Source organism: Aeromonas sobria, from assembly GCF_050266975.1.
Taxonomy (GTDB): domain Bacteria; phylum Pseudomonadota; class Gammaproteobacteria; order Enterobacterales; family Aeromonadaceae; genus Aeromonas; species Aeromonas sobria_B.
Window position 1 is genome coordinate 156,652 of record NZ_JBKISU010000002.1, and the last position, 26,193, is coordinate 182,844.

The window sequence follows — 26,193 nt, forward strand, 5'->3', positions numbered from 1 at the left end:
GCGATGACGCGCTGGCCCCTGACTCAAGGGGCCATTTTCATGGGTGGGTGGCCGCCATGGCGCAGCCCCCTGAAGAAGGCAGGAAACAAGCGATGCACTACCACCAGTACTACCCGGTCGATGTGATCAATGGCCCCGGCACCCGGGCCACCCTGTTTGTGTCGGGCTGCGAGCACCAGTGCCCAGGCTGCTACAACCAGAGCACCTGGCGCCTCGATGGGGGCAAGCCGTTCGATCAGGGGATGAGCGATCGCATCATTGGCGATCTCAACGACACGCGCATCAAGCGGCGGGGGCTGTCGCTCTCCGGCGGCGATCCGCTCCACCCCGCCAACCTGGCCAGCGTGCTGGCGCTGGTGAAGCGGGTGCGGGCCGAGTGCCCCGGCAAGGACATCTGGTGCTGGACCGGTTATCTGCTCGGCGAACTGTCAGAGGCCCAGCGCGAGCTGGTCGCCCTGCTGGACGTGCTGGTGGATGGCAAGTTCGAGAAGGCCCTGGCCGATCCCGGCCTGCTCTGGCGCGGCAGCAGCAACCAGATCGTTCACGACCTCAACGGCTGGCGGGAGCGGGAACACAAGAGTCGGATCTCCTGTCTGCAGCTGGCGTGACCTCGGGCCCTGATGGCGGTCTGGGGGCGCCTGGCCTGAGGGGGCGGGTCGGCGAGGGGGCAATTCGCGCCTTAGTTGCCAACTGAGTGCGTGAGGCTTACTGTAGGGCATCAAACTCACGGGAGAATGTGATGAATAACCTAGTCAAAATCTTGCTGGCCATCTTTTTGCCCCCGGTCTGCGCCTTTATCCAGGTGGGCTTGAGCCTGCACTTTTTCCTCAACATTGTGCTGACCCTGCTCGGCGGCCTGCCCGGCATGGTCCATGCGCTCTGGCTGGTGGTGACGGACAAGCGCGCCTGAGCCACGACAGCGCAGACGCAAAGAAGAGGCCAACCCAGGGGTTGGCCTTTTTGCTGTCTGGCGGTATGGCCTCTTGGGCTCACTGCTGCTTGCAGTCGGTGTAGGCGCTCTGCCATTCACCGCTCTCGCCCCTCATCTCGACGAAGCCTTCGCTCCCCTTGTTCCACCAGACGGCCTCATGCTCATCGGTATAGCGGGCGCCAGAGGCCGAGACCACCTGGGGCAGGGTGTAATCCTTGCCATCGGGCAGGGCGAGCTTGATGAAGTTGAGGCTGTCGTCGGAGAGGGCGTAGTAGCTCACCTGAACCTTCTGGTCGTTGGCACACTGATAGGCGATTGGGGCGCCGCCTGTGACGGTGAGGGTGTGGGGAGCCGGGGCACAGCCCGCGAGGCCGAGCAGCAGGGCGCCCGGCAGAGAAAAGCGCAGAAACATCACGATGAAGACTCCATTGGTGCGATATAGGTTCGACTGAACCCATAACCTGGGGTAAAGCCTAACAGAGCGGGCGGCTCAGGCAAGGGGCAGGGGCAAACCCCTGGTCGAGTCGTGACGTTTTCCCCTCGCCCCGGGCCTGGCTTGTGGCCAAAAAAAGCCCCGATGATCGGGGCAAAAAGCAAGCTCGTCCATGGGCTCATCACAGTAGTCAGTGGCCGAAGCGGGTCGCCTCGAACCGGTTAAGCAGGTGGTGCAGCAGGTAGCAGGCCAGCAGGGTGGCGACGATGGCAAACAGTATGCTGCTGACCCGATAGAGGGCGCTGAACACCAGATCGTTGCCCGGGGTCAGATACTGGCCGAACAGGATGCCGAGGGTGGTGAGGGCGCCAAACCCGACTCCCGAACCGCTCGCCTCCTTGACGTGGGCGTGGCTGAACAGCATGGCGCCGAGCCAGAGCAGGGGAGCGACCAGGATCAGCTGTCCGGACCAGTCATAGAGCACCAGCTGGCACAGGATGCCGAAGCTGACCCCGAGCAGGGTCCCCATGGCCCGGCGCCTGGCATAGCCGAGGGCGCCGTTCCAGTGCATGGGGAAGAGCACCAGCAGGGTGGTGGCCTGGGCAGACATGGAGTCGCGCAGGTCGAACATCTGGAATACCAGGAAGGAGAGGGTGGCGACCCCGGCCCCCAGCAGCGCCTCGTGGCGCATCCGGTGCGGCGCCTTGGGCTGGCTCACAGGGCGGGGTCTGGGCTCCACGTCCGGCAGCAGGGCCGTCATCAGGTAGGCGATGAGTACGGAGAGCACGTTGGCCCAGAGGTTGCTGAAGATGAGATCGTTCAAGTCCGTGTCCGGGTAGCTGGCAAAGTGCAGCATGATGCTGAGGCTGAGCACGCCGTTGGCGCCAAACAGAAACAGGCTGCCCCGGGACATGGCGGCGAAGCGATAGACGAACAGCAGGAAGGCGACGGGGGTCATCAGGGCGGGATGAGCGCCAAACAGACCGCCGAGCAGGCCGACCTCCAGTCCGCACATCACGGCGGCTGCGATCAGCTGGCGGGCGGCGTGGCCGCTCATCACGGGCACCATGCCGAGCAGCAGCATGGGGGTCACGGTGAAGAAGACCCCGTAGTTCCAGCCAAACAGCTTGCAGAGCAGGAAGCCCAGGGTGCTGCCGAAGGCGATGCGCAGGCATTGGCGCAGCTCGTTGGCCGCCAGGGGCCTGTGCCAGAGGGTGGGGTTGATCAGGGTGCTTGCCATTATGTGCATCCGCTCGGCATCAGTAGATGTAGTGCAGCAGGCTCAGCAACCGGATCTGGCCGCGGGCAAACAGGGCGGTCAGGGCGTTGTCTGGCAGCAGCTGGACGGTGGCGCGGGCTCCGGTGGGCAGGCCCTTGGGCATCTTATCCAGGGTCAGGTGCAGGCGCAGGCGCTGGGCATCACGCACCCAGCGATCCGACTCCACCGGGCTGGCCAGCAGGCCGTTGGCATCGAACTGACCGGCGCTGACCCCGGCATCCAGGCTGCTGACCCTGGCCTGGAAGATCTGGCCGGGCTTGCCGTCGAAGGCGATCAGGGCCCTGGCCCCCGCCGTGACGTTGCGCAGGCTCTTCTCGCGAAAATCGGCGATGAGATCCACCTTGTCCGAGACCAAGGCCAGCAGGGGCGATCCGGCGGCGGCGAAGCTGCCCTGCTTGAGCTGCATATTGGTCACTATGCCGTCCTGGGGCGCCGTCACCTGGCTGTAGGCGAGGTTGAGCTCGGCCTGGGCCAGCTTGTTGCGGGCCTGGCGCAGGCGCAGGTTGTCGGCGCCTGCCAGACCGCGGTTGACCCTGATCTGGTCCAGGCGCGCCCGGCTTGCCATCAGGTTGGCGCGGGCGGTCTGCCAGGCGCTGTTGGCCTGATCCCGCTGCTGGGTGGAGACCAGCTTCTTGGCGAACAGCGTCTCCAGGCGACGGGCATCGCGCTCCTTTTGTGCGAGATCGGTCAGGCTGGCGCTGAGATCCGCCTTGGCGGCGTCCAGGCTGGCATCGAGCTGACGGTTGTCCTGCATGGCCTGATCCAGGGCGAGCCGGGCCTGCTCCACCGCCAGGCGAAAGGGTTCGCCATCCAGGGCGAACAGCAGATCCCCCCGTTTGACGGCCTGGTTGTTGCTCACCGCCACCTCGACTATCTTGCCGCTGACCTGGGGGGTGATGCGGGTGACGGTCCGGGTTGCCATGGCCTGGGGGGTGAGGGGCATCTCGATGTCGGCCAGCAGGAAGTAGGCAAACACCGCCGCGAAGCCGAGCATGGCAAACTTTATCCAGCGGGCAAATTGTTGATCCGGCGTCATCTTATTCTCTCTCTTCACTCTGTTGTTCCAGCTTGTCGATGGCATTGGTCGAGATGCGGGCAATGATCTGCTCGAACTGGATCAGATCCTGATTGCTGATGCCGCCGAGCAGCTCCCGGCGCACCCCTATGATGCGGTCCTCGATCTGGTCGAGCAGGGCCTTGCCCGCCGGGGTCAGGGTCACGATGCGGGCCCGCTTGTCCTGATGGCAGCAGTGGCGCGCGATCAGATCCTGCTCCTCCAGCTGACCCAGGGTGCGCATCAGGGAGGGCAGCTCGATTTCCAGGGCATCGGCCAGGGTCTTCTGGCTGAGGGAGCCCCCGAGGCGGGAGAGCTTCCACAGCGCGGTCCAGCGGGGATGGGTCAGCCCCAGGGGGGCCAGTTCGTGATCGGCCACGGTGCGCCACAACCGGCTGAGCCGGGCCAACTGTTCCGCCAGGGACAACTCGCGCAACATCTCCAGATCCTTGACCATCATCTCGCTCCTGTTACTTAGCCTGCTAAGTATTATATTTATTTAGCAGGCTAAGTAAATAGTGTGATCGAGATCTTGTTTGACCGAGCTGGCCCGTGGCCACGGCGGGAGACCTGTCCGCTCTCGGCCGGGCAGGGAGGTGGCGTTTAAGGTTTTAATGTTTTTATATGCCTTTGCAGCCGGGCTAACCGACAGGCGAGGGGCGGGGCACTAGAGTAGCGCCACCTCACACCCTGGAGCATAACAATGAAAAGCCTCTCTACCCCGAAAGCCGCCCCCTGGGGCAGTCAACAAATCGCCGGCATGCCCATGATGATCTTCCTCGGGCTTGCCACCTGCGTCCTCTTCTCCGGCTGGAACGGCTCTTTGCCGCTCGGCATGGTCGGCGCCCTGGCGCTGATGTTCGTGCTCGGCACCCTGCTAAGCGAGCTGGGCGAGCGCATCCACCCCATCCGTGAATACCTGGGGGGCGGCACCATACTCGCCATCTTCGGCGGCGCCGCCCTGTTCGAATACCAGGTGCTGCCGGTCGAGGCCGGTCAGGTGATCACCCGCTTCATGAAGGAGGGGGGCTTTCTGAACTTCTTCATCGCCAGCCTGGTGACCGGATCTGTGCTGGGGATGAGCAGTGCCCTGCTGAAAAACGCCGCCATGCGTTACCTGCCGGTGATCCTGGGTGGGGTCGCCGTGGCGCTGCTCAGCGTCGGTCTGGTGGGCTCCCTGATGGGTTATGGCTTCAAGAATGCGGTGCTGCTCATCGGCCTGCCCATCATGGGTGGCGGCATGGGCGCCGGCGCCGTGCCCCTGGTGGAGATCCTCTCCGGCCCCTTGCAGATGTCCAGCGCAGACTTGCTGTCGCGCATGGTCCCCGCCGTGGTGATCGCCAACACCCTGGCCATTTTGATGGGCTCCCTGCTGGCCCGGCTCGGGCGCCGCTACCCCTCCCTGACCGGCAACGGCCAGCTGATGGTAAAAGAGAGCTGTGCCGGGGTGGCCGACGAGCAGGCCCAGGCGCCGACGCTGGAGAGTTTGGGCCTCGGGCTCTTCATCAGTTCCAGCATGTTCGTGCTGGGCTCCTTGCTCGGCAACTTCATCCCCATGCACCCCTTCGCCCTCATGATACTGGCGGTGGCCTTCGTCAAGGTGAGCGGCCTGCTGCCGCGCCGCTACGAGCAGGCGGCTGCCGACTGGTACCAGTTCGTGGTCACCAATCTCACCCCCTCCCTGCTGGTGGGCATAGGGGTCGCCTATACCAGCATCCCGGAGCTCATCAGCGCCTTCTCCGTCAGTTACTTCGTGCTGGTGCTGGTGACCGTGGTCGGCGGCGCCCTCGGCGCGGCCCTGGTGGGGCGCATGATAGGTTTCTATCCCATAGAGGCGGCCATCACCGGCGGTCTGTGCATGGCCAACATGGGGGGCACGGGCGATGTGGCCGTGCTGTCGGCGGCCCAGCGCATGAAGCTGATGCCGTTCGCCCAGATCTCTTCCCGTCTCGGGGGCGCCGTCATGTTGATCCTGGCCACCCTGCTCATCTCGCTGCTGGCATAAGGAATCGACAATGAACGACATCATGATGGGCACCAGCCTGCCCTACGCCGAACGCAAGCGTCAGGGGCTGATGGGGCGCATGCCCCACAAGGAGGAGTCCCTGGCCCAGCAGCGGCGCCGCATCTACCGATTGGTCAGCGCCATGCAGAGCCCGTTCGACCAGCACCTGCTGCTGCGCCAGCTGCAAGAAGACAACCCTGTGCTGTTTTACGATCTGGTGCGCCACCACCTGCCGGAGCTCTTGCCCATCATCTACACCCCGGTGGTGGGGGAGGCCTGCCAGCGCCACAGCGATCTCTATCTGCGCAGCCACGGTCTCTACCTCTCCTGGCACGACAGAGACGATCTGGACGCCATCTTCGCCTCGGTGGAGCAGGAGGTGGACGTCATCGTCATCTCCGACGGTGAGCGGGTGCTGGGTCTGGGGGATCTCGGCATCGGCGGCATGGGGATCTGCATCGGCAAGCTGGCGCTCTACAGCGCCGCCGGCGGCATCAACCCGGCCCGCACCCTGCCCCTGTGCGTGGACGTGGGCACCAACAATCCCGAGCTGCTGGAGGATGACTCCTACCTCGGCTGGCAATCGCCGCGCATCGACGGAGAGAGCTACTACCACTTTATGGACAAGGTGGTGGCGGCCATCCGCACCCGCTGGCCCCAGGTGGTGTTGCAGTTTGAAGACTTCGCCGGCAAGCATGCCGCCAATCTGCTGGCCCGCTACCGGGATGAGCTGTGCATGTTCAACGATGACATTCAGGGCACGGCGGCGGTGGCGTCGGCCTGCGTGCTGGCGGGCTTGCAGCAGGCGGGCACTACTCTGGCCGACACCCCTGTGCTCATCGTCGGGGCGGGATCTGCCGGTTGCGGCATCGCCGCCATGCTGGCGCAACTGGCGGGCAGTCCAGAGCGGGTGCTGCTGTTCGATCAGGATGGCCTGGTCTGCCAAGGCAGGGCCAACCTGACCCAGACCCAGCAGCCCTTCGCCCGCCCGGCGGCGGAGGCCTGCGATAACTTGGCCGAGCTCATCGCCCGGCTGCGCCCAGGGGTGCTGATCGGGGTGAGCGGCCAGGGCGGGCTCTTTACCGAGGCCGTGCTCAGGGCCATGGGGGAGGCGTGCGAGCGGCCGGTGATACTGCCGCTCTCCAACCCGACCCGCAGCGCCGAGGCGACGCCGGAGCAGGTGTGGCAGGCTACAGATGGTCGCGCCCTGCTCGCCACCGGCAGCCCCTTCGCCCCAGTCACCGTGGCGGGGGAGGCGCGTGTGGTCTCCCAGTGCAACAACGTCTATGTCTTCCCCGGCATTGGTCTCGGCGCCTGCGCGGTCAAGGCGAGGCGCATCAGTGACGGCATGTTGCAGGCGGCGGTGCGGGCGGTGGGGGCCTATCCGCTGGCAGAGGGGCGCCTGCTGCCTCCCATCGAGCAGGTGGGGGAGGTGGCCCGCGCGGTCGCCCGCGCCGTGGCCCTCACCGCCCGCGAGGAGGGATTGGCGGATTTTGACGGTGATCCTGCGCCCCTCATTGACCAGACCTGGTGGCGTCCGCACTATTGGTCCGCGTCCTGATGTTGCAAGGCTAATCGATGAAACTGCGTCACCAAGTGGTCACCCTCTCCCTCGGGCTGTCACTGCTGCTGATCCTGATCCTGGGCAGCTTGCTCGCCCTCTTTATCCGCCACCTGCTGGAGAGCAACCTGCAGGAGAGCGGCGGCGATCTGGCCCGGGTTCTGGCGGCGGACAGCCGGGTGGTACAGGCCCTCAAGCAGGGGCGGGATCCGGGCCTGCGGGACTATGTGGAGGGGATCCGCAGCCGCACCGATGCCGCCTACATGGTGGTGACCGACGAGCATGGGGTGCGCCTGAGCCACCCCTCCCCGGCGCGGGTCGGCGGCCGATTTCGCGGCGACGACATCTGGCCCGCCCTCAACCAGCGGATCAGCTACTGCTCCAAGGATGCGGGGACCCTGGGGCCCGCCATCCGCTGCTTCGCCCCCGTGCTCGGCCCCGATGGCCGCGCCATGGGCGCCGTGGTGGTGGGCTACCTGATGCGCACCGTGGAGGGCATCTACCTGGAGCGGGTCGCCCTGCTGGCCTGCGCCATCCTTGCCGTGCTGGGGTGCGGTTTGCTGCTGGCGCTCTGGGTGCAGCATCTGCTGCGTCGCACCCTGCTGGATCTCGAACCCGAGGCCATCGTCCATCGCTTCATGTTGCAGGATCTGGTGCTGGAGCACATCCCGGAAGGGGTGATAGCCCTGGACAGCCAGGGCCGCATCCGCATGCTCAACAGCGCCGCCTTCTATCAGCTGCGCCTGCCGGGCACGGGGCGCCACGCCCTGCTGGGTCAGCCCCTGGCACAGGTTTCACCGCCCCTGGCGCCCGCCCTGACCCAGGTGGAGACCGAGCTCGGCTTCACCGTGCACGGGGAGGCGTTCGTTGGGTGCTGGCAGGCGGTGGAGGGCAAGGTGCCCGGCCGCCTGATCATCTTCAGCCGCCCCGAGCTGACCGGCAGTCTCGGCATGCAGGTGACCCATCTGCGCCAGTATGCCGAGATGCTGCGCATCCAGACCCACGAGTTTGCCAACAAGCTGAGCAGCCTCTCCGGCTTGTTGCAGCTCGGCCACGTGGATCAGGCGGTGGAGCTGATCCAGCAGGAGAGCGAGGCGTGCCAGACCATGTTGCAGGGGCTGCTGCGGGCCATCGAGGACAAACCGGTGGCTGGCCTCATCCTCGGCAAGTTCAGCCGGGCGCGGGAGCTGGGGGTGACCCTGGTGCTGGATCCCGACTCTGCGTTGGCGGAGTATCCGGCGGCGGTGTCGGCGGATCTCATCACCCTCATCGGCAACCTGCTGGACAACGGCATCCGCGCCGCCTGGGCGCGGCGCAAAAGCTGTCCGCCCCGGGTGCTGATCTCTATCAACGACTTCGGCCGCCGCCTGGTGATCGAGGTGGAGGACAGCGGCGAGGGGGTGGACGAGGCGCTGGCGGATCACCTGTTCGACTACGGGGTGAGCCGTCAGACCGGCGATCACGGTGTGGGCCTCTTCTTGGTCAAGGAGACGGTGGCCAGACGAGGGGGTGTGATAGAATGGCGCCGCACCGCCGAACAGACCACTCTGTTCGGTATCTACTTGAATAAAAACCAATTGGTGTGAGTCATGGCGCCCATTTTCACCCTGGTGATCGAGGATGACGAACGGATCGGTGCCATCCTGGCCGAGCTGGTCTCCTCCACCCCCGGATTTTCCCTGCTGGGTCGGGCCGAGAGCCTGACCCAGGCCGATCTCATGATGCGTGCGGTCGAGCCCCAGCTGCTGCTGGTGGACATCTCACTGCCCGACGGCTCGGGCCTGGAGTGGGTGAACCGGCTACGCAGCCACAACCGGGAGGCCTACGTCATCATGGTGACCGCCTCCTGCGATGTTGAGACCATACAGCAGGCCCTGAACCTGGGAGTGCAGGATTACATCATCAAGCCGCTGCGGCTGTTTCGGGTTCAGCAGAGCCTGGAGGAGATCCTCACCCTGCACAGACGCATCTGCGAGAGGGGCTCCCTGGCGCAGAGCGATCTGGACAAGCTGATGGGCAAGGGGCGCATCCAGCCGAGGGAGGTGCGTGACACCCCCAAGGGGATAGACGCCATCACCCTGCGTCAGGTGCTGGAGCTGCTGGCCGGCGAGCCGGACACGGCGTTTTCCACCGATACGGTGGCGCTGCGGCTGTCGCTCAGCCGTACCACGGCGCGCCGTTATCTGGAGTATCTGGAGTCCGAAGACAGGGTCGATGTGGACCTCAACTACGGCCAGCGTGGCCGCCCCGAGCGCCGTTACCACTGGCGCCGGGGCAGCTGAGGTGGCTTGAGCAAAGCATGGACAGCAAGAAGGGAGCCTCGGCTCCCTTCTTGCTGTCTGCCTGTTGCCATATGCTTTGCCGCCCTTCCTAATCAGCCTGGTTCACAGTACGCCCAGAGGGAAAGGGTAGAGGGCTGACTCGGCCTCCTCAAACAGCTGGATCAGGTGATCCGCCACGGCCCGCACCCGCCGGGAGTGGGCGAGATCGCTGTGGAGCACCAGCCAGATGGGCTGATCCACTCCGAGCTCCGGCAGCAGGCAGACCAGATCCGTCTCTTTGGCCAGGTAGTGGGGCAGCACCGCCAGCCCCAGACCGGCCCGGGCGGCGGCGAGCTGGGCCGCCAGGGTGCCGGTCTCCACCCGGCAGGGGCGGCCGCGCAGCATGCGGGTCATCCATCTGGCGGCGGGCAGCTGGCTCTGGGTTTCGTTCCAGCCGATGAAGTCATCCCGATCGAAGCTGGCGGCATCTGTCCCCGGCTGGCGGGTATCGACATAGGCGCGGGCCCCATACAGACCGAAGCCCAGGGTGCCCAGCCGCTTGATGGTGAGGTTGCCGGCATCGGGCTTGACCATGCGCACCGCCAGATCGGCATCGCGCCGGTGCAGGTTCACCGTCTGCACCCCGGTGACCAGCTCCACTCTCAATTCGGGGTGCTGTGCAAACAGCCTGGGGAGGGAGGGGATGATAAGGGGGTTGGCCAGGTTCTCGGCGGTGGCGAGGCGCACGGTGCCGGCCACCAGCCCCTGGCGCTGCCCCGCCTCGCCAAAGGCCAGGCCCGCATGTTCCAGCGCTTCGGCCCGCTCCAGCAGGGCCTCCCCGTCGTCGGTCAGGCGATAGCCCTGCTGGTGGCGGCTGAACAGCGGCAGGCCGAGGGCCGCCTCCAGCCTGTCCAGCCGCCGGGAGACGGTGGCCACCCCCAGGCGAAGGGCGTGGGCGGCGCCGCTCAGGGTGCCGCTGCGGGCGATGGCCAGGAAGACGCGGGCGTCGTCCCAGAGCAGGGTGTCATGCATAGTATTTCCATCATCGGAAGATAGGTTGCTAGTTATCTCTATATCTCATTCATTTTTGGAAGACCATACTCCCCTGCAACTTGTCAGGGAGAAAATGCGATGCAACGACGAACACTGGGCACCCACCTGCAGGTCTCTGCCCTGGGGCTGGGCTGCATGGGGATGAGCGAATTCTACGGGCCGCGGGACGACGAGCTGTCCCTGCGGGTGCTGGCGGAGGCGGTGGAGCGGGGCATCGATCTGCTCGACACCGCCGACATGTATGGGCCGCACCACAACGAGGCGCTGATCGGGCGCTTTCTCGCGACCCGGCGGGGGCAGGTGAAGGTGGCCACCAAGTTCGGCATAGTGCGTCAGCATGGGGAGTACAGGCGCACCCTCGACAACAGCGCCCGCTATGCGCGCCAGAGCTGCGAGGGCTCCCTGCGCCGCCTCGGTATCGAGCAGATCGATCTCTACTATGTGCATAGGCTCGATCCGACCCATCCCGTCGAGGAGACCATGGCCGGCCTGGCGAAGCTGGTGCAGGAGGGCAAGATAGCCCGCATCGGTCTGTGCGAGGTGAGCGAGGCCACCCTGAGGCGCGCCCATGCCGTGCACCCGGTGGCGGCGGTGCAGACCGAATACTCCCTCTGGACCCGGGAGGTGGAGGCGGCGGTGCTGCCCGCCTGCCGGGAGCTGGGGATTGGTCTGGTGGCCTACTCCCCCCTGGGGCGCGGGTTTCTGACCGGGCGCTATCAGCAGGAGGTGGTGTTCGAGGAGGGGGATTTTCGGGCCAGTCTGCCGCGGTTTCAGGGGGAGAACCTCGCCACCAACCGCACCCTGGTGCAGGCGGTCATGGCCCTGGCGCAGCAGAAGGGATGCTCGGCGGCGCAGATAGCCCTAGCCTGGCTGCTGGCACAGTGGGAGGGGATAGTGCCCATCCCCGGCACCCGGCGTCTGACCCACCTGGAGGATAACCTCGGCGCCCTCTCGGTGCGCCTCTCCCCTGCGGAGCTCGGGGTCCTGGGTCAGGCCATCCGGACCCTGCCGGTGGCGGGGGAGCGCTATACCGCCGAGGGGATGAAGGGGGTGAATGCATGAGCGGCTTATCGTCCGAGCGGCGTGAACAGGCCTTCGCGCTGCTGGCCCGGCTCGACCCGCAGGCGCCGGATCAGGTTGCGGCGAACCTGGATGCCCTGTCGCCAGATTTTGCCGAACTGGTGTTGGGATTTGCCTTTGCCGATGTGCTCTCCCGTCCCGGTATTGATCTCTGCACCCGTGAGATGCTCACCGTTGCTGCGCTGATGGCGATGGGCAATGCACCCGGACAGCTCGAATTTCATATCCGGGCCGCGTTGAATGTGGGCGTCAGCCGGGAAACCATCATCGAAATCCTGCTCCAGATCGCCGTCTATGCAGGTGTCCCTGCCTGCATGAATGGCATCAGCGCGGCCCGAAGCGCCTTCGCCGCCCATGACAAGGGGCGGGGGGGCAGGGATTAAGGAGGAGACGCCGTCATGGCGAAAAGGTCAGGTTTGCCCTGACGAGGGCAACAAGAAGGGAGCCGAGGCTCCCTTCTTTCATGGTGCAGGCCGGATCATGCCCCTTCCGGCAGAGGGCGGCGTACCCTCGCCTTGAGCTGGGAGAGCATGACCCCGCTCAGGATGAGGCCGCCCCCCAGCAGGTGATAGCCGTGAATGGGCTCCCCCAGGGTGATGACGGCGATCAGCGCCGTGCACAGGGGCATCAGGTTCATGAACACAGAGGTGCGCTCCGCCCCCAGGGTGGCGAGGCCGCGCATCCAGCAGTAGGCGGCGAAGATGGAGGAGGCGAGCCCGGCGAACAGCACCATGCTCCAGCCCTGGGCGGGAATGGTCAGGGAGTCGGCAGAGAGGGCCACCGGGATCAGCAGCAGCACCGCCAGCAGGATCTGCAGGTAGAGGTTGAGCCAGGGGCCGAACGGCAGCTGCCAGCGGCGGATCAGCAGGCCATAGAGCGCATAGCTGGCCGCCCCCAGCAGCATCATGCCATCGCCGGGGTTGATGCCGCTGTGCAGCAGCGCCAGGGGGTTGCCCTGACCCAGCAGCCAGAGCACCCCGAACAGGGAGAGGCTCATGCCGAGCAGCGCCTGTTTGCCCGGCCTCTGACCAAAGCAGCAGGCCCCGATGAGCAGGGTCAGCAGCGGTATGAGGGAGCCGATGACCCCCATGTTGGTGGCCGAGGTGCTGTGGGCGGCGTAGTAGGCGAGGCACTGGAAGAGCACCATGCCGAGGGTCGCCAGCACCAGCAGCTTGCCGAGCCAGGGGCGGAGATCGCGCCGGCGGCGCCACAGCTGCGGCAGGCAGAAGGGAGAGAGCGCGAGGGCGGCGATCACCCAGCGATAGAAGGAGATGGCGGCGGGATCCAGCACGTCGGCGGCGGCCTTGGAGACCACTGTATTGGCGGCCCAGATCAGGATGGCGAGCAGGGGGAAGAGAAAAGACATAGGCACTCCTTGGTACGATGACGAGAGTCTAGCCTTGTCTTGAACGAGGCAAGTAGCGTAAATAAGACATGTCATAGCCGCTTTGGGACAATCTGCATGGGCAGCCTCACCCTGGCCGAGCAGGATCGCCTGCTGGCCGATCCCAACCCCCTCTATTTTCGCTACAGCCAGATCCAGGGGGGCAACGCCTGCGCCGAACATGCCCACCCCTGGGGCCAGCTCAGCCTCATCAGCCTGGGGGTCATGGTGGTGGAGGTGGCGGGAGAGCGGCTGGTGGCCCCGCCGGACTACCTCATCTGGGTGCCGGCCAACCTGCCCCACAGTGCCTTCAACGAGCAGACTCTGGATTACACCTCCATCTACGTGAGCGACGCGCTGGCCCCGCGCCTGCCGAGCGAGCCCCAGCTGCTGGAATTGACCCCCTTGCTGCGGGCCCTGCTGGAGGACTTTACCCAGCGCCGGGTCGGTCACATGGAGGACGAGTGGGATGCCCGCCAGGGGGCGCTTTTGATCGAGAAGCTGGCCCGCACCCGCTGCCAGCCGAGCTACCTGCCCCAGAGCCGGGATCGCCTGCTCGCCCCCCTGCTGGCGGCGCTGCAGGCGGCGCCGGAGGACAACCGCACGCTGGTGGAGTGGGCCAGGGCGCTGCACACCACAGAGCGTACCCTGGCGCGGCGTTGCCAGAAGGAGCTTGGCATGAGTCTGGGCCAGTGGCGCACCCGGCTGCGCATGGTCAAGGCGCTGGACTGGCTGCGGGGGGAGATGCCGGTGCAGGAGATCGCCTGGCGCCTCGGTTATGCCTCCACCTCGGCCTTTATCGCCATGTTCCAGCGTGAGCAGGGGTGTGCCCCCCAGCGTTATCGCCAGCAGCTGGGCCAGCCCGTGGCTTGATCCGGAATGAAAAAGGGCGCCTTACAGGCACCCTTGTCGATCACGGGGTGGATTTAGAAGAAGCCGAGCGGGTTGATGTCGTGGCTCACCAGCAGGTTCTTGGTGTTCTGGTAGTGGTCCAGCATCATCTTGTGGGTCTCGCGACCGATCCCTGATTTCTTGTAGCCGCCGAAGGCCGCGTGGGCAGGGTAGGCGTGGTAGCAGTTGACCCAGACCCGGCCGGCCTGGATGCCGCGCCCCATGCGCCAGGCCAGGTTGCTGTCCCGGGTCCACAGGCCCGCCCCCAGGCCGTACTGGGTGTCGTTGGCAATGGCCAGGGCATCCGCCTCGTCCTTGAAGGTGGTGACCCCGAGCGCCGGCCCGAAGATCTCCTCCTGGAACACCCGCATCTTGTTCTGGCCCGAGAAGATGGTGGGCTGGATGTAGAAGCCTCCCTCCAGGCCGCTCACCCTGGCTGGGCCGCCGCCTATCAGCATCTTGGCCCCTTCGCCGCGGCCTATCTCCATGTAGCTCAGTATCTTGTCGAACTGCTCCCGGGACGCCTGGGCGCCCACCTGGGTGGCGGTGTCCAGGGGGTTGCCCTGCACTATGGTGCGGGCGCGGGCCAGCACCCTGTCCATGAAGTCGTCATAGATGCTGGCCTGCACCAGGGCGCGGGAGGGGCAGGTGCACACCTCGCCCTGGTTGAAGAAGGTCATCAACATGCCTTCCACCGCCTTGTCGATGTAGCTGCTCTCATGCTGCATCACGTCGGCAAAGTAAATGTTGGGGGACTTGCCACCCAGCTCCACGGTGGAGGGAATGAGCTTGTCGGCGGCGCAGCGCAGGATATGGGCGCCGACTTCGGTCGAACCGGTGAAGGCCAGCTTCTGGATCCGGTCGCTGGTGGCGAGCGCCTGACCCGCCTCGGCGCCGAAGCCGTTGACCACGTTGACCACGCCGGGGGGCAGTATGTCCTTGATGAGATCCATCATCAGCATGATGGTGACCGGGGTCTGCTCGGCGGGCTTGAGCACGCTGCAGCAGCCGGCCGCCAGCACGGGGGCCAGCTTCCAGGCGGCCATCAGCAGGGGGAAGTTCCAGGGGATGATCTGGCCGACCACGCCGATGGGCTCCTTGAAGTGGTAGCTGACGGTGTGCTGGTCCAGCTCGGCGGCCGACCCCTCCTGGGCGCGGATGCAGCCGGCGAAGTAGCGGAAGTGATCCACCACCAGGGGCAGATCGGCGGCCAGGGTCTCGCGCACCGCCTTGCCGTTCTCCCAGGTCTCGGCGATGGCGAGCACTTCGATGTTCTGCTCGATGCGATCGGCGATGCGCAGCAGCAGGTTGCTGCGCTCGGTGACGCTGGTCTTGCTCCAGCTGGCGAACGCCTTGTGAGCGGCGTCCAGGGCCAGCTCGATGTCGGCGGCGTCGGAGCGGGCCACCTCGCAGAACACCTTGCCGTCCACCGGCGAGGTGTTTTCAAAGTAACGGCCGGCGCGCGGCGCCACCCAGTCGCCACCGATGAAGTTGTCGTAACGGGACTTGAAGCTGACCAGGGCGCCTGCCTGACCGGGAGCGGTATAAATCATCTCATCATCCTTATGTGTGTGGTCCTGACCGGCCTGTCGGGCAGTCCGGTTGCTTCTCTGTATCGCAAGGGCCGTGCCAGAGGGTCTGACCAGAGGGACGAAAGTTAATAAAACGTTATCAAACGGGGTGCGGCGGCGTATCTTGATTAACCAGTGACCGCGGCGGTGCCGATAAGACTGTGCCGTTTCTGGACAGTGGTCGTGACACTGTGCCCTTTGTGAACAGGAGGCGTGATGAGCGAGTTACCTCAATCCAGTCCCAGCCCCAGCCCGATCCAGCGCTCCTGGCAGCGTTGCCTGCATCAGGGCCTGCTCCGCCAGCAGAGCGCCGAGCTGGATCTGCTGCCCCAGGGGGAGCTGTCGGCCCGTCAGGAGCAGCACAGGACGCTCATCACCTGCTTCCAGCGCTTCGTGCTGCCGCTGTTTGCCCAGTTGCTGGCGGGCAGGCCCTGTCGTCTGCTGCTGTGTGACGGCGAGGGGGCCATTTTGGCTGCCAGCGGTGACGATGGCTTCGCCCGCCACGCCGAGCGGATCTTTTTGCGCAGCGGTGCCCGCTGGGGGGAGGCGAGCAAGGGCACCAATGCCATAGGCACAGCGCTCGCCGAGCAGAGCGAGGTGCAGGTGCTGGGGGCCCAGCACTTCTTCGCCCAGCACAGCTTCCTCAGTTGCAGCGCCTGCCCCCTGCTCGGGCCGGACGGGCAACTGCTGGGGGTGCTCGACATCTCCACCGATGCGGCCCATCACGATGGTGACATGCTGGGCACGGTGCGGCTATTGGCCATGACGCTGGAAAACGCCCTGCTGGCGCGTCAGCCGGGCTGGCTGGTGGATCTCGATCCCCAGAGCCTCTGGTCTGCCCGCCTGCTGCTGGGGGAGGGTGGGGAGCTGCTCGGGGCCAACCGGGCCGGACGGCTCTGGCTCGGCCAGCACCCGTTTGACGGCAAGCAGCTGCTGCGGGATCGCCGCGGCCTGCGGCTGGAGCCCGAACCTGTGGTGATTCAAACCGAAAACCAGCCCCAGCCAGCCGTTACCGCCGGGGTGCCTCTCAAGATGCTGGAGCGCGGCATCTCACTGCTTATCGAGGGGGAGACCGGCAGCGGCAAGGAGCACCTGGTGCGTGCCCTGCACAGTCAGTCGAGCCGACGGGACAAGCCTCTGGTATGCGTCAACTGCGGCGCCCTGCCCGCCGATCTGGTGGAGGCCGAGCTGTTTGGCTACGTGGGCGGGGCCTTCAGCGGCGCCCGCAGCCAGGGCAGCCAGGGTTATCTGCGCGCCGCCCATGGGGGCATCCTGATGCTGGATGAAATTGGCGAGCTGCCGCTCTCGGCCCAGACCCGGCTGCTGCGGGTGTTGCAGGAGCGTGCCGTCACCCCGGTGGGCAGCCACAAGCCCGAAGCGGTGGACTTCTGGCTGGTCAGCGCCAGCCACCGGGATCTGACGGCCATGGTGGCGGCCGGGACGTTTCGGGAAGATCTCTACTACCGCATCTGCGGCTGGCGCCAGCAACTGGCGCCGCTGCGGGCCTGGCCGGTGCCCGAGCGCCAGGGGCTGATCCGGCGGCTGCTCCTCGAGATGGATCCTGCCCTGCAACTGACGCCGCAGGCGGAGCGGCAACTGCTGGCCCATCCCCTGCCCGGCAACGTGCGCCAGCTCAAGCAGGCGCTGGAGGTGGCCTGCGTGCTGGCGGAAGGGCAGGGCTGGATTGAACTCGCCCACCTGCATCTGCCCGAGGTGGCCGCCATGCCGGCTCCCTGTGGCGTCACCACCTTGCGCGAGCAGAGCCGGCAGCGGGTGCAGCAGGCCCTGACGGAGTGTGGCGGCAACGTGAGCGAGGCGGCGCGCCGTCTTGGCATCAGCCGCACCACCTTCTATCGCCACCTCGCGAGGGAGGGGCGGGAATAGGGGAGGCGCCGCCGGATTTTCGCCTGTCAGCGCACCCGAGTGATGGCTCGGACAAGCGCGGGGGCCTCGAGTTTGCTATCTTGGCGCCCATCATGGTTTTTTGGAACAACGGCTGTCATGAGTATCATTTTGGGAATCGATCCCGGCTCGCGGATCACCGGCTACGGCGTCATTCGTATCGTTGCCGGCAAGGCCAGCTACCTGGGGTCCGGTTGTATCCGCACCGACTGTGGCGAGTTGCCTGAGCGGCTCAAGCAGGTCTATGACGGCGTCTGCGAGATCATCACCCAGTTCAAGCCGGACGAATTTGCCATCGAGCGTGTCTTTATGGCCCGCAATGCGGACTCTGCCCTCAAGCTGGGGCAGGCCCGTGGCAGCGCCATCGTGGCGGCGGTGAACGCCTATCTGCCGGTGAGCGAGTATTCGGCGACCCAGATCAAGCAGGCCGTGGTGGGGACGGGAGGGGCCGCCAAGGAACAGGTGCAGCACATGGTGACCCATCTGCTCAAGCTCTCCGCCACCCCTCAGGCCGATGCCGCCGATGCCCTCGGTGTCGCCCTGTGCCACTTCCACACGCGCCAGAGTCTGATCAAGATGGCGGGCCGGGTCTCCGGGGCCGCACGGGGTCGCTATCGATAGGGATTCTTTTGGGTTCCTTCTGATGGGGTGATCAGGCCCGCTTCTGGCGGTTTTTTGATTCATTCTGACACTTTTTGTCGCTGCCTCCCGACCCCATTGCGTAATCCCTTTTTTATATTGTGGATATATCGTTGTAAGAACAATAACTTGTGATGGATGTCACATTTTTGTCGGAAACTGGGTGCCTCGTCATTCGTCTTCATATCCCGATAATACACTTGCTGAGATGGCGGCCTCTTGTGAGGCTCTTGTCATAGAAGAGATTGATCAATCAGGAGAATTATCGTGAGACCATATGCAGCAGAGTTTTTGGGCACCTTTTGGCTGGTGCTGGGCGGGTGTGGCAGCGCCGTGCTGGCGGCGGCATTTCCGGATGTGGGTATCGGTCTGCTCGGGGTCTCCCTGGCGTTTGGTCTGACCGTGCTGACCATGGCCTTCGCCATCGGTCACATCTCGGGTTGTCACCTCAATCCGGCGGTGACCGTTGGCCTGTGGGCCGGTGGCCGCTTCCCGGCCTCCGGTGTCGCACCTTACATCGTGGCCCAGGTATTGGGCGGGATCGCGGCCGGTGCCGTCCTGTTCGTGATCGCCAGCGGTCAGGCCGGTTTCGATGTCAGTGGCGGCTTTGCCTCCAACGGCTTCGGTGAGCACTCCCCCGGGGGTTACTCCATGCTGGCGGCCCTGGTGTGCGAAGTGGTGATGACCGCCTTCTTCCTGTTCGTCATCATGGGTGCCACCGACAGCCGGGCGCCGGCGGGCTTTGCCCCTATCGCCATCGGTCTGTGCCTGACCCTGATCCACCTGATCAGCATCCCGGTGACCAATACCTCGGTCAACCCGGCGCGCAGCACCGGCGTGGCCCTGTTCGTGGGTGACTGGGCGGTGAGCCAGCTGTGGCTGTTCTGGGTGGCGCCTATCGTGGGCGGTATCCTGGGGGCGCTGGCCTATCGCATGGTGGCGACCGAGCAGAAATAACCCGGATTTATCCGAGTATCGAAAAAACACGCCATCCGGCGTGTTTTTTCGTTTTGATGGGGGATCAGAGCCCCTTGGCCTTCATCACGCTGAGGTAGCGTTGATGCAGCCGCTGCACCCGATCCACATAGGCCCGGGTCTCGGCATAGGGCGGAATGCCGCCATATTTCTGCACGGCGCCGGCGCCGGCATTGTAGGCGGCGCTGGCCAGGGCCACGTCTCCCTTGTATTGCTTGAGCAGACCGGCGAGGTATTTGACCCCGCCGAAGATGTTCTGCTCCGCCAGCAGCGGGTTGCCCACCCCCAGCTCGCGGGCGGTGGCTGGCATCAGCTGGGTGAGGCCCATGGCCCCCTTGCGAGAGACGGCGACGGGGTTGAAGGCCGACTCGGCGTGGATCAGGGCACGGATCAGGGCGGGCTCCACCTCGTAGGCGTGCGCCGCGGCCTGTATGGTGCTGGCATAGTCATGGAGGAAGAGGCCGGTGGTGTTCCAGTCGACCCTGGATTTGGGGTTGCAGGCGAAGCAGTCGTTGAACTGCATCACCTCGTAGTGCCCCTCTTCTGGCTTGATGTCCGAGTAGCGCGTCACCCCGTTGCGCTGTTGCGACTTGTAGACCTGAAACGGCTTGGCGGGGGCGGGATCCCGGGTCTGGGCCCTGATCATCACCACTTCGGCAGGGGGAGGGGACTGGGCCCAGACAGGCAGGCCGATGACGAGTATGAGGGTGAGCGACATCCTTGTGTTCACGGGTCTCTCCTTGCATCCATGCCCGTTGAGTAAAGCAGCCTGGCCCGGGAAGAACAAGGGGCTCGCCGCGGCACGGGTCGTCGTCGGCAGCGCCACGGATGCCAGCCGCGCGCGGGGGGATCCGCGCTTATTCACAAACCACGCAGTGCCGGCTGTTTTGTCGCTCAGCCCCGTGTTATCTTCTCCCGCTGGCTGGTCTGATCAGACCGGCCTGGGATCGCCGACAGCGGCAGAGCGGGCAGGGGAGTGTGGTGTGATGGATGGCCGAGCCATGGAGCTCACGTTCGAAGAGTATTGTGATGCGGATCTTTCCCTGATCAGGGACTACTACGAAACCACATTTTCCTACTATGTGCCCGATCTGAGCGAGCGGGTCTTCGTGGTGCGCGACGCGCACTGGCTGGTGGGGGCCGTGCGGCTGCGGGAAGAGGAAGAGTATTACCACCTGTGCGGGTTTCGCCTGCTACCCCATTATCAGTCTCTTGGGCTGGGCTCGCGCCTGCTCGCGCTGGCGTGCCGCGATCTCGTCAGCAAACCCATCGTCTGCCAGGCCCTGCCGTTCGAGCAGCCCTTCTACCACAAGGTGGGGTTTGTCGACCTGGCACTGGAGGAGCTCAAGGGGCCCCTCCACACCCATTTCATCAAGCAGCATCGACAGGGATATCAGATAGAGCTGCTGATCCGCCATCCCGAAACCGAAGCGTGCGCCCTGCCCTCATGATCCCTTGGTCAGCAGGTGTATGGTGCCCGGGGTCAGCTCCAGACCGATGAGGTTCTCCTTGAGCCAGGCCTGGCGGGGATCCTTGTCGTCCAGACGATAGACGGGCTGGGTCTCCAGCCGCTTCTCCATGCTCTTGAGCAGCATGTTGAGCATGAAGCCGAACTTCTGCTCCGCCGCCAAGGGTTCCAGCTTGTATTCGATCAGTTTCATGTTGTCCAGAAACAGGGCGCCCTGGGCCTTGTCATACCTTGGCCTGGCCTCATAGGTCATGGTGAGGTGGGCGTCATACTGGGTGTTGTCCGGCAGGCTGACGTTGAGCTTGCCCTTGCCAAAGACCCGGGCCGTGTCCGGGCTCTGGCGTCCTATCTGGACGTCGCTCTGCTCGAGCTGGACGTGGGCCTTGATGATGCCGGGCAGCTCCAGCTGCTTGTCCACCTGGACCTGGGATTGCAGGTACTGGTTGATCTGCTGTTCATTGATGTCATATGAGCCTTGCCCTAACATGGCCAGGCTGAGCAGCATAGTGTGCAGGATCATGCTTGTGTCCTGATTGAATGGGATTGGCCCGACAGCATATCATCCCAGCTCGGCGGGATCTCCTGGCCGACCTACCCCATGTCCAAAGGAGCTTCCGTGTTCAACACCCTGGAATATGACCTTCATCTGCTGTTCTCCCGCTTCTTGGGTCTGTTGCTGTTGCTGTTTCACACCGTCATCGTCGCCGGCGTCTCCTTGCGGGTGGTGATGAAGCGACGCCCCATCGGCGTCTCCCTCGCCTGGCTCGCGCTCATCTACGCCATCCCGTTTGCCGGGGTGGGATTCTACGTGCTGTTTGGCGAGGTGCGTCTGGGCAAGCGCCGCGCCGAGCGGGCCCAGGCCATGTATCGTCCTTATGCCAAGTGGATCCGCCAGCTGGCTCGGCTCTTTCCCGAACACGCCTGCGAGGTAGGCGAGAAGGCGCAGCCGCTGCACGATCTGATCCAAGGGCGGCTCGCCATGCCCATGCTCTCGGGCAACCGCATGACCTTGCTGAGTCAGCCCGAATCCATCCTGCGGGAGATAGCCCAGGACATCCGCCATTCCACCCAATCCTGCTACCTGGAGTTCTACATCTGGCACCCGGGGGGCTGGGCGGACGAGGTGTGCGAGGCCCTGTGCGAGGTGGCGCAGCGCGGCGTGGATTGTCGCCTGTTGCTCGATTCGGTGGGCTGCAAGGGCTTCTTTCGCTCCGCCTGGCCCAAGGCGCTGCGCAAGGCCGGGGTCAAGCTGGTGGAGGTGCTGCCGGTCGGCGCCTGGCGCATCCCCTTCCAGCGTCAGGATCTGCGCATGCACCGCAAGCTGGTGGTGATAGACGATAGGGTGGGCTACACCGGCTCCATGAACATGGTGGATCCCCGCTTCTTCAAGCAGAACGCCGGGGTCGGCCAGTGGGTCGACATCATGATCCGGGTGCAGGGGCCCATAGTGCCGCTGATGTGGTCCATCTTCGTCTGGGACTGGGAGATGGAGACCGGCGAGCGCCTGCTCGACAGCCTGCAGCACGAGCCCGAGTCCTGGCCCCAGAACAATTATCGTGCCCAGTTGATCCCATCCGGCCCCTTCGTCGGCGGCGACTGCATCCAGCAGAGCCTGCTGCTCGCCATCTATCAGGCCCGCCACCACCTGGTGCTGACCACCCCCTACTTCGTGCCCGATGATCCCCTGGCGGCGGCCCTCTCCTCGGCGGCGGCGCGAGGGGTGCAGGTGCAGCTGATCCTGCCGGCCCGCAATGACTCCCTGATGGCGAATCATGCCTGCAACGCCTTCATGGAGGAGCTGCTGGAGGCCGGGGTGGAGGTATATCGCTACGATGCCGGCCTGCTGCATACCAAGAGCGTGCTGGTGGACGACGACTTTGCCCTGGTGGGCACGGTCAACCTGGACAGGCGCAGCCTCTGGCTCAACTTCGAGGTGACCCTGCTGGTGGACAATCCCGAGTTCGTCGGCGAGCTGAGCAAGCTGGTGGAAGGCTATATGAGCGAGGCGACCCCCATGGCCCTCGCCCAGTGGCGCGCCCGCCCCTGGTACAAACGGGTCATGGAGAACATCTTTTACCTGTTCAGCCCGCTATTGTGAGGATGCGTCGGTCTTGCTGGCGCGAGGTTAGCCCCGTAAAGTGCCTGACAAGACGTGATGAAAACGGACAATGAGATGAAAAAGTGGGTATGGGGCGTCGCCGGTGCGGCGCTGGCAGGGGTGGGGTTGGGGGCTTGCTGGGTGACCGGCAAGGAGTTCGATCGCCAGCTGGCCGAGCAGACCGTCACCCTGCGCGAGCAGAGCGGGATCGCGTTGCAGTGGCAAGCCGGGCGCAGCAACCTGTGGCGACGCGATGGGGAACTGCAGCTGGTGATAGGCCCGGCGGCCCTGGCCCGGCTCGATGACGAGTTGAACCAGGCCGAGCCCATCGTGCTGGCGTTCAAGGTGAAGGGCTTGATATTGCCCCTCTATGTCAGAAACGAGATCCTGCTCGATACCGAACAGGGCTCGCTGGCCCCCCTGCTGGCGGCCCAGGGGCTCAAGGAGTGGCGCCTGACCCTGACCAGTCTCACCAACCTCTGGACCCGGGATAATCAGAGCAAGCTGGACATAGGGGCCTTTGCCCTCAAGCACGAGCAGGGCCAGATGACATTCCAGCCGTTGCAGGCCGATTACAGCGGCGATCTCGCGGGCAATGGCTACATGGCCCTCGACTGGGCCGGCATGACGCTGCATGAAAACCAGAGCCAGGCGGATATGGTGTTGAGCCAGCTGAGTGGCAGCGCCGAGCTGAGGGAGGTCAACGGCAACTGGCTCTCGCCCCAGAGCGAGATGGCGCTGGAGGCCTTCTCCCTGACCCAGCCCCAGGAGGGGGTCAACTTCTCCCTGCAACGCCTGACCAGCCAGAGCCAGCTGGAAGGGGAGGCGGCTGAAACCCTGTCCAACCATTACCAGATCCGGCTGGCGGCCATGGACATGGCCAATGACAGCGACAGGCTCGCCCTGACCGATGCCCGCCTTGACCTCGAGGTGAGGGGGCTGGATCTGGCGGGCTATCAGGCGTTGCAGGAGCTGAGCGCCCAGAGCAGTCTGGATCAGCAAGCCCTGACGGGGGCGCTGGATCAGGTGCTGGGCCGCGGTCTGACCCTGACCCTGACCGAATTGAGCTCAAGGCTCAATGGCGAGCCCGCCTCCCTGTCGGGAGAGCTGACCCTGGCGCCGACCGACCTGGCCACTCTGGCGGGGGAGCAGGAGGGCATGAAGGCACTCTCCGGTCTGCTTCACCTCAGCCTGAGCGAGGGGATGGGGGAGGCGGTACCCCAGCTGGCCCCCATACTGCAGCAGCTGCAGCAGCTGGGCTACCTCAAGGCGCAGCAGAGCGATCTCAAGGCCGAGCTCAAGCTGCAGCAAGGCAGGCTCACGGTCAACGAGCTGCCGCTCTGAGGGCGCGCCGATAAGGGGACATAGATCCCATGCCGGCGACCCCCGATAGCCCATCCGGATGATGATGCTCAACAAAAAAAGGCCCATATGGGCCTTTTTTCATGGTCGCTTGCTGCTGACTTACTTGAACACCACCGTCTTGTTGCCGTAGACGAAGACCCGCTCGCTCAGGACCAGCGCCAGGGCGCGGCTCAGCACGGATTTCTCCACATCGCGGCCCGCCTTGGCCATGTCGTCGGCGCTGAAGGTGTGACCGACGTGGATCACGTCCTGCTCGACGATGGGGCCCTCGTCCAGATCGTCGGTGACGAAGTGGGCGGTGGCGCCGATGAGCTTGACGCCGCGATCGAACGCCTGGCGATAGGGGCGCGCCCCGATGAAGGCGGGCAGGAAGGAGTGGTGGATGTTGAGGATCTTGCGCGGATAGGCCTCGACGAAGCTCGGGGTCAGCACCCGCATGTATTTCGCCAGGATCACATAGTCGGGCTGGTAGCCATCTATGATGGCCCGTACCTGCTCCTCGTGCTCGGTGCGGCTCAGGTTGTCATGGCTGACGGTGTGGAACGGAATGTCGAACTTGCCCGTCAGCTCCGCCAGGGTGTCGTAGTTGCCGATCACCGCCACTATGTCCATGTCCAGGGCGCCGGCGTAGTTCTTCATCAGGATGTCGCCGAGGCAGTGGGTCTCCTTGGTCACCAGGATGACGATGCGCTTCTTGCCGGCCTTGACCAGACGACGCTGGGCACCGGCGGGCAGGGCATCGTCGAGGTCCGCCAGCAGGGTTTCGTCATTGAAGCGCCCCTCCAGCTCGGTGCGCATGAAGAAGCGGCCGTTCTCGTGATCCACGAACTCGTCGTTCTTGATGATGTTGAGCTGGTGCTTGTAGCAGATATTGGTGATCTTGGCGATGAGGCCCTTGGCATCGGGGCAATCCGTCAGCAGTATTTTCTTTTCCATGTCTGTCATCGTTTCCGTTGTGTGATGGCCGCCGGGGCGGGCTGATGCCCACTGGCCGCGCTTTTTTAAGGCACTATGCCATAAACGAAAAGTCAAAGGACAGCCCGGCGGCGAAATCTCCACGATCCCGATTTTTGCCGTCCCGGGCTGGCATCCGAGGCACAATGCCTTTAGTCTGTCCGGGCTTATTCTCAGGGCGGGGCGAAATTCCCCACCGGCGGTATCCCGATCCGATTCGGGGAGCCCGCGAGCGCCCGGCCACAGGCCGGGGTCAGCAGATCCGGTGAGATGCCGGAGCCGACGGTCACAGTCCGGATGAAAGAGGATAAGACAGACTGTTCCACGCGTGGCCCTTTCGGGTGGCCGCCGCATGCCTCTCTCTGTCTGCTCCATGCCCTGATTCTGGTACTTGTGAAGTCAACGGAGTCTTACCATGAATCAGTCTTTACTCAGTGAATTTGGTCATCCCATCGCGCGGGTCGAAGCGGCCCTGGCTGCCCTGCGCGCCGGTCGAGGCGTACTGGTCGCCGACGATGAAGATCGCGAGAACGAAGGGGATCTCATCTTCGCCGCTCAGTCCATGACCCAGGAACAGATGGCCATGATGATCCGCGAGTGTTCCGGCATCGTTTGCCTCTGCCTGCCGGAGGCGCGGGTACGCCAGCTCGAACTGCCCATGATGGTCGAGGCCAATTCCAGCCAATATCAGACCGCCTTCACCGTCACCATAGAGGCCGCCCAAGGGGTGACGACCGGGGTCTCCGCCGCGGATCGCATCACCACCATCCGCGCCGCCATCGCCGATGACGCCAAGCCCTCCGACCTCAACCGTCCCGGCCATGTGTTTCCGCTGCGGGCCCGCAACGGGGGCGTCATGACCCGCCGTGGTCATACCGAGGCGACCGTGGATCTGATGCAGCTGGCGGGCCTCAAACCCTTCGGCGTCTTGTGCGAATTGACCAAGGAAGATGGCTCCATGGCACGTCTGCCGGATCTGGTGGCTTTTGGCCGTCAGCATGGGCTGCCCGTGCTGACCATCGAAGACCTGGTGCAGTATCGTCAGATGTTGACTGAGCGTTCGGCTTAAGTTCCATACGAAATTGTAATAAGGGCTTTTTTTGGTTACGCTTTGTGCGAACTCCATCACTGGGGCCCCGTTTTGACTGAAATTTGCTCAACTCGTGCAAATGGAAAAAAAAATGAGGGTTTTAATGCATTTATCTGTGATGGGGCCTATCCAAAGTCATATTTATTTGTGCCATAATCACGCCGCTTGCTAAACGTCTGGCGAGTTCAAGGGAGCTTTA

General features: G+C 64.7%; 26 protein-coding genes and 1 riboswitch. Of the genes, 16 read left to right on the forward strand and 10 right to left on the reverse strand.

The window, feature by feature from the left end; all coding sequences use genetic code 11:
• The first annotated feature begins 92 nt into the window (after positions 1-92).
• Positions 93-608: an anaerobic ribonucleoside-triphosphate reductase-activating protein gene (nrdG, locus tag ACLHZ1_RS01885; RefSeq protein WP_427260736.1), complete on the forward strand. Its 516-nt coding sequence runs from the start codon at positions 93-95 to the stop codon at positions 606-608.
• A gap of 131 nt (positions 609-739) precedes the next feature.
• The gene (locus tag ACLHZ1_RS01890) at positions 740-910 is read left to right on the forward strand and encodes a YqaE/Pmp3 family membrane protein (protein WP_408792446.1); all 171 of its coding nucleotides are present in this window, start codon (positions 740-742) and stop codon (positions 908-910) included.
• Between the two features lie 79 nt (positions 911-989).
• Here the strand turns inward: ACLHZ1_RS01890 and ACLHZ1_RS01895 are convergent, their stop codons facing one another.
• The 4 genes from ACLHZ1_RS01895 to slyA all read right to left on the reverse strand — a co-directional run bounded on the left by ACLHZ1_RS01895 (position 990) and on the right by slyA (position 4,154).
• Positions 990-1,343: an MliC family protein gene (locus ACLHZ1_RS01895; RefSeq protein WP_427260783.1), complete on the reverse strand. Its 354-nt coding sequence runs from the start codon at positions 1,341-1,343 to the stop codon at positions 990-992.
• Between the two features lie 211 nt (positions 1,344-1,554).
• Complete coding sequence (locus ACLHZ1_RS01900; RefSeq protein ID WP_427260737.1) at positions 1,555-2,604, reverse strand: DUF2955 domain-containing protein; 1,050 nt, start codon at positions 2,602-2,604, stop codon at positions 1,555-1,557.
• Between the two features lie 19 nt (positions 2,605-2,623).
• The gene (locus tag ACLHZ1_RS01905; RefSeq protein WP_427260784.1) at positions 2,624-3,679 is read right to left on the reverse strand and encodes an HlyD family secretion protein; all 1,056 of its coding nucleotides are present in this window, start codon (positions 3,677-3,679) and stop codon (positions 2,624-2,626) included.
• Position 3,680: 1 nt separating this feature from the next.
• On the reverse strand, positions 3,681-4,154 hold the full coding sequence (gene slyA / locus ACLHZ1_RS01910) for a transcriptional regulator SlyA (protein ID WP_408792874.1): 474 nt from the start codon (positions 4,152-4,154) through the stop codon (positions 3,681-3,683).
• Positions 4,155-4,400: 246 nt separating this feature from the next.
• Between slyA and ACLHZ1_RS01915 the strand changes: the two genes are divergently transcribed.
• Genes ACLHZ1_RS01915 through ACLHZ1_RS01930 form a run of 4 tightly spaced genes read left to right on the forward strand, consistent with a single transcriptional unit; the run spans position 4,401 to position 9,545 of the window.
• Entirely contained in the window at positions 4,401-5,702 is a 1,302-nt protein-coding gene (locus ACLHZ1_RS01915; RefSeq protein ID WP_427260738.1) for a 2-hydroxycarboxylate transporter family protein, read from the forward strand.
• 10 nt (positions 5,703-5,712) lie between these two features.
• Positions 5,713-7,263 (forward strand): NAD-dependent malic enzyme, encoded by a 1,551-nt coding sequence (locus ACLHZ1_RS01920; protein ID WP_427260739.1) that lies wholly within the window; start codon positions 5,713-5,715, stop codon positions 7,261-7,263.
• 17 nt (positions 7,264-7,280) lie between these two features.
• Positions 7,281-8,849 (forward strand): ATP-binding protein, encoded by a 1,569-nt coding sequence (locus ACLHZ1_RS01925; protein ID WP_427260740.1) that lies wholly within the window; start codon positions 7,281-7,283, stop codon positions 8,847-8,849.
• Between the two features lie 3 nt (positions 8,850-8,852).
• Positions 8,853-9,545: a response regulator gene (locus ACLHZ1_RS01930; protein ID WP_427260741.1), complete on the forward strand. Its 693-nt coding sequence runs from the start codon at positions 8,853-8,855 to the stop codon at positions 9,543-9,545.
• Between the two features lie 102 nt (positions 9,546-9,647).
• Here the strand turns inward: ACLHZ1_RS01930 and ACLHZ1_RS01935 are convergent, their stop codons facing one another.
• A complete protein-coding gene (locus ACLHZ1_RS01935; protein WP_427260742.1) occupies positions 9,648-10,556 on the reverse strand; it encodes a LysR family transcriptional regulator in 909 nt (302 codons plus the stop codon).
• A gap of 99 nt (positions 10,557-10,655) precedes the next feature.
• Here ACLHZ1_RS01935 and ACLHZ1_RS01940 point away from each other — a divergent pair, with 99 nt between their 5' ends.
• Both ACLHZ1_RS01940 and ACLHZ1_RS01945 read left to right on the forward strand, forming a co-directional pair.
• Positions 10,656-11,639, forward strand: a complete 984-nt coding sequence (locus ACLHZ1_RS01940) for an aldo/keto reductase (RefSeq protein ID WP_427260743.1) — start codon at positions 10,656-10,658, stop codon at positions 11,637-11,639.
• The gene (locus ACLHZ1_RS01945) at positions 11,636-12,040 is read left to right on the forward strand and encodes a carboxymuconolactone decarboxylase family protein (protein ID WP_427260744.1); all 405 of its coding nucleotides are present in this window, start codon (positions 11,636-11,638) and stop codon (positions 12,038-12,040) included. Before ACLHZ1_RS01940 ends, ACLHZ1_RS01945 begins: the two co-directional genes overlap by 4 nt.
• A 95-nt stretch (positions 12,041-12,135) precedes the next feature.
• On the opposite strand, the gene ACLHZ1_RS01950 is transcribed toward ACLHZ1_RS01945, so the two are convergent.
• The gene (locus ACLHZ1_RS01950; RefSeq protein WP_427260745.1) at positions 12,136-13,023 is read right to left on the reverse strand and encodes a DMT family transporter; all 888 of its coding nucleotides are present in this window, start codon (positions 13,021-13,023) and stop codon (positions 12,136-12,138) included.
• 96 nt (positions 13,024-13,119) lie between these two features.
• Here ACLHZ1_RS01950 and ACLHZ1_RS01955 point away from each other — a divergent pair, with 96 nt between their 5' ends.
• Entirely contained in the window at positions 13,120-13,914 is a 795-nt protein-coding gene (locus ACLHZ1_RS01955) for an AraC family transcriptional regulator (protein ID WP_427260746.1), read from the forward strand.
• Between the two features lie 53 nt (positions 13,915-13,967).
• Here ACLHZ1_RS01955 and exaC read toward each other — a convergent pair whose 3' ends face one another.
• Complete coding sequence (gene exaC / locus ACLHZ1_RS01960) at positions 13,968-15,485, reverse strand: acetaldehyde dehydrogenase ExaC (RefSeq protein WP_427260747.1); 1,518 nt, start codon at positions 15,483-15,485, stop codon at positions 13,968-13,970.
• A 234-nt stretch (positions 15,486-15,719) separates the two neighbouring features.
• Here exaC and ACLHZ1_RS01965 point away from each other — a divergent pair, with 234 nt between their 5' ends.
• The 3 genes from ACLHZ1_RS01965 (at position 15,720) to aqpZ (ending at position 19,001) form a co-directional block, all read left to right on the forward strand.
• Complete coding sequence (locus ACLHZ1_RS01965; protein WP_427260748.1) at positions 15,720-17,387, forward strand: sigma-54-dependent Fis family transcriptional regulator; 1,668 nt, start codon at positions 15,720-15,722, stop codon at positions 17,385-17,387.
• Positions 17,388-17,504: 117 nt separating this feature from the next.
• Positions 17,505-18,026, forward strand: a complete 522-nt coding sequence (gene ruvC, locus ACLHZ1_RS01970; protein ID WP_041993544.1) for a crossover junction endodeoxyribonuclease RuvC — start codon at positions 17,505-17,507, stop codon at positions 18,024-18,026.
• Between the two features lie 285 nt (positions 18,027-18,311).
• Positions 18,312-19,001 carry an aquaporin Z gene (gene aqpZ, locus ACLHZ1_RS01975; protein WP_408792428.1) on the forward strand — a complete coding sequence of 230 codons (690 nt, stop codon included), beginning with the start codon at positions 18,312-18,314 and terminating at the stop codon, positions 18,999-19,001.
• A 64-nt stretch (positions 19,002-19,065) separates the two neighbouring features.
• On the opposite strand, the gene ACLHZ1_RS01980 is transcribed toward aqpZ, so the two are convergent.
• Positions 19,066-19,737, reverse strand: coding sequence for a lytic transglycosylase domain-containing protein (locus ACLHZ1_RS01980; protein WP_427260785.1), 672 nt, complete (start codon positions 19,735-19,737; stop codon positions 19,066-19,068).
• 283 nt (positions 19,738-20,020) lie between these two features.
• Between ACLHZ1_RS01980 and ACLHZ1_RS01985 the strand changes: the two genes are divergently transcribed.
• The gene (locus tag ACLHZ1_RS01985) at positions 20,021-20,470 is read left to right on the forward strand and encodes a GNAT family N-acetyltransferase (RefSeq protein ID WP_427260749.1); all 450 of its coding nucleotides are present in this window, start codon (positions 20,021-20,023) and stop codon (positions 20,468-20,470) included.
• Here the strand turns inward: ACLHZ1_RS01985 and ACLHZ1_RS01990 are convergent.
• On the reverse strand, positions 20,465-21,007 hold the full coding sequence (locus ACLHZ1_RS01990) for a DUF1439 domain-containing protein (protein ID WP_408792425.1): 543 nt from the start codon (positions 21,005-21,007) through the stop codon (positions 20,465-20,467). The genes ACLHZ1_RS01985 and ACLHZ1_RS01990 overlap by 6 nt on opposite strands.
• A gap of 96 nt (positions 21,008-21,103) precedes the next feature.
• Here ACLHZ1_RS01990 and cls point away from each other — a divergent pair, with 96 nt between their 5' ends.
• Together cls and ACLHZ1_RS02000 are read left to right on the forward strand one after the other, a co-directional pair.
• The gene (gene cls, locus ACLHZ1_RS01995; RefSeq protein ID WP_427260750.1) at positions 21,104-22,585 is read left to right on the forward strand and encodes a cardiolipin synthase; all 1,482 of its coding nucleotides are present in this window, start codon (positions 21,104-21,106) and stop codon (positions 22,583-22,585) included.
• Between the two features lie 75 nt (positions 22,586-22,660).
• A complete protein-coding gene (locus ACLHZ1_RS02000) occupies positions 22,661-23,929 on the forward strand; it encodes a DUF945 family protein (RefSeq protein WP_427260751.1) in 1,269 nt (422 codons plus the stop codon).
• 120 nt (positions 23,930-24,049) lie between these two features.
• On the opposite strand, the gene purU is transcribed toward ACLHZ1_RS02000, so the two are convergent.
• Positions 24,050-24,886, reverse strand: coding sequence for a formyltetrahydrofolate deformylase (gene purU / locus ACLHZ1_RS02005; RefSeq protein ID WP_408792421.1), 837 nt, complete (start codon positions 24,884-24,886; stop codon positions 24,050-24,052).
• A gap of 183 nt (positions 24,887-25,069) precedes the next feature.
• Positions 25,070-25,217: riboswitch (FMN riboswitch) on the forward strand.
• Positions 25,218-25,319: 102 nt separating this feature from the next.
• On the opposite strand from purU, the gene ribB reads away from it, so the two are divergent.
• Positions 25,320-25,973 (forward strand): 3,4-dihydroxy-2-butanone-4-phosphate synthase, encoded by a 654-nt coding sequence (ribB, locus tag ACLHZ1_RS02010; protein WP_427260752.1) that lies wholly within the window; start codon positions 25,320-25,322, stop codon positions 25,971-25,973.
• Positions 25,974-26,193: the final 220 nt, after the last annotated feature.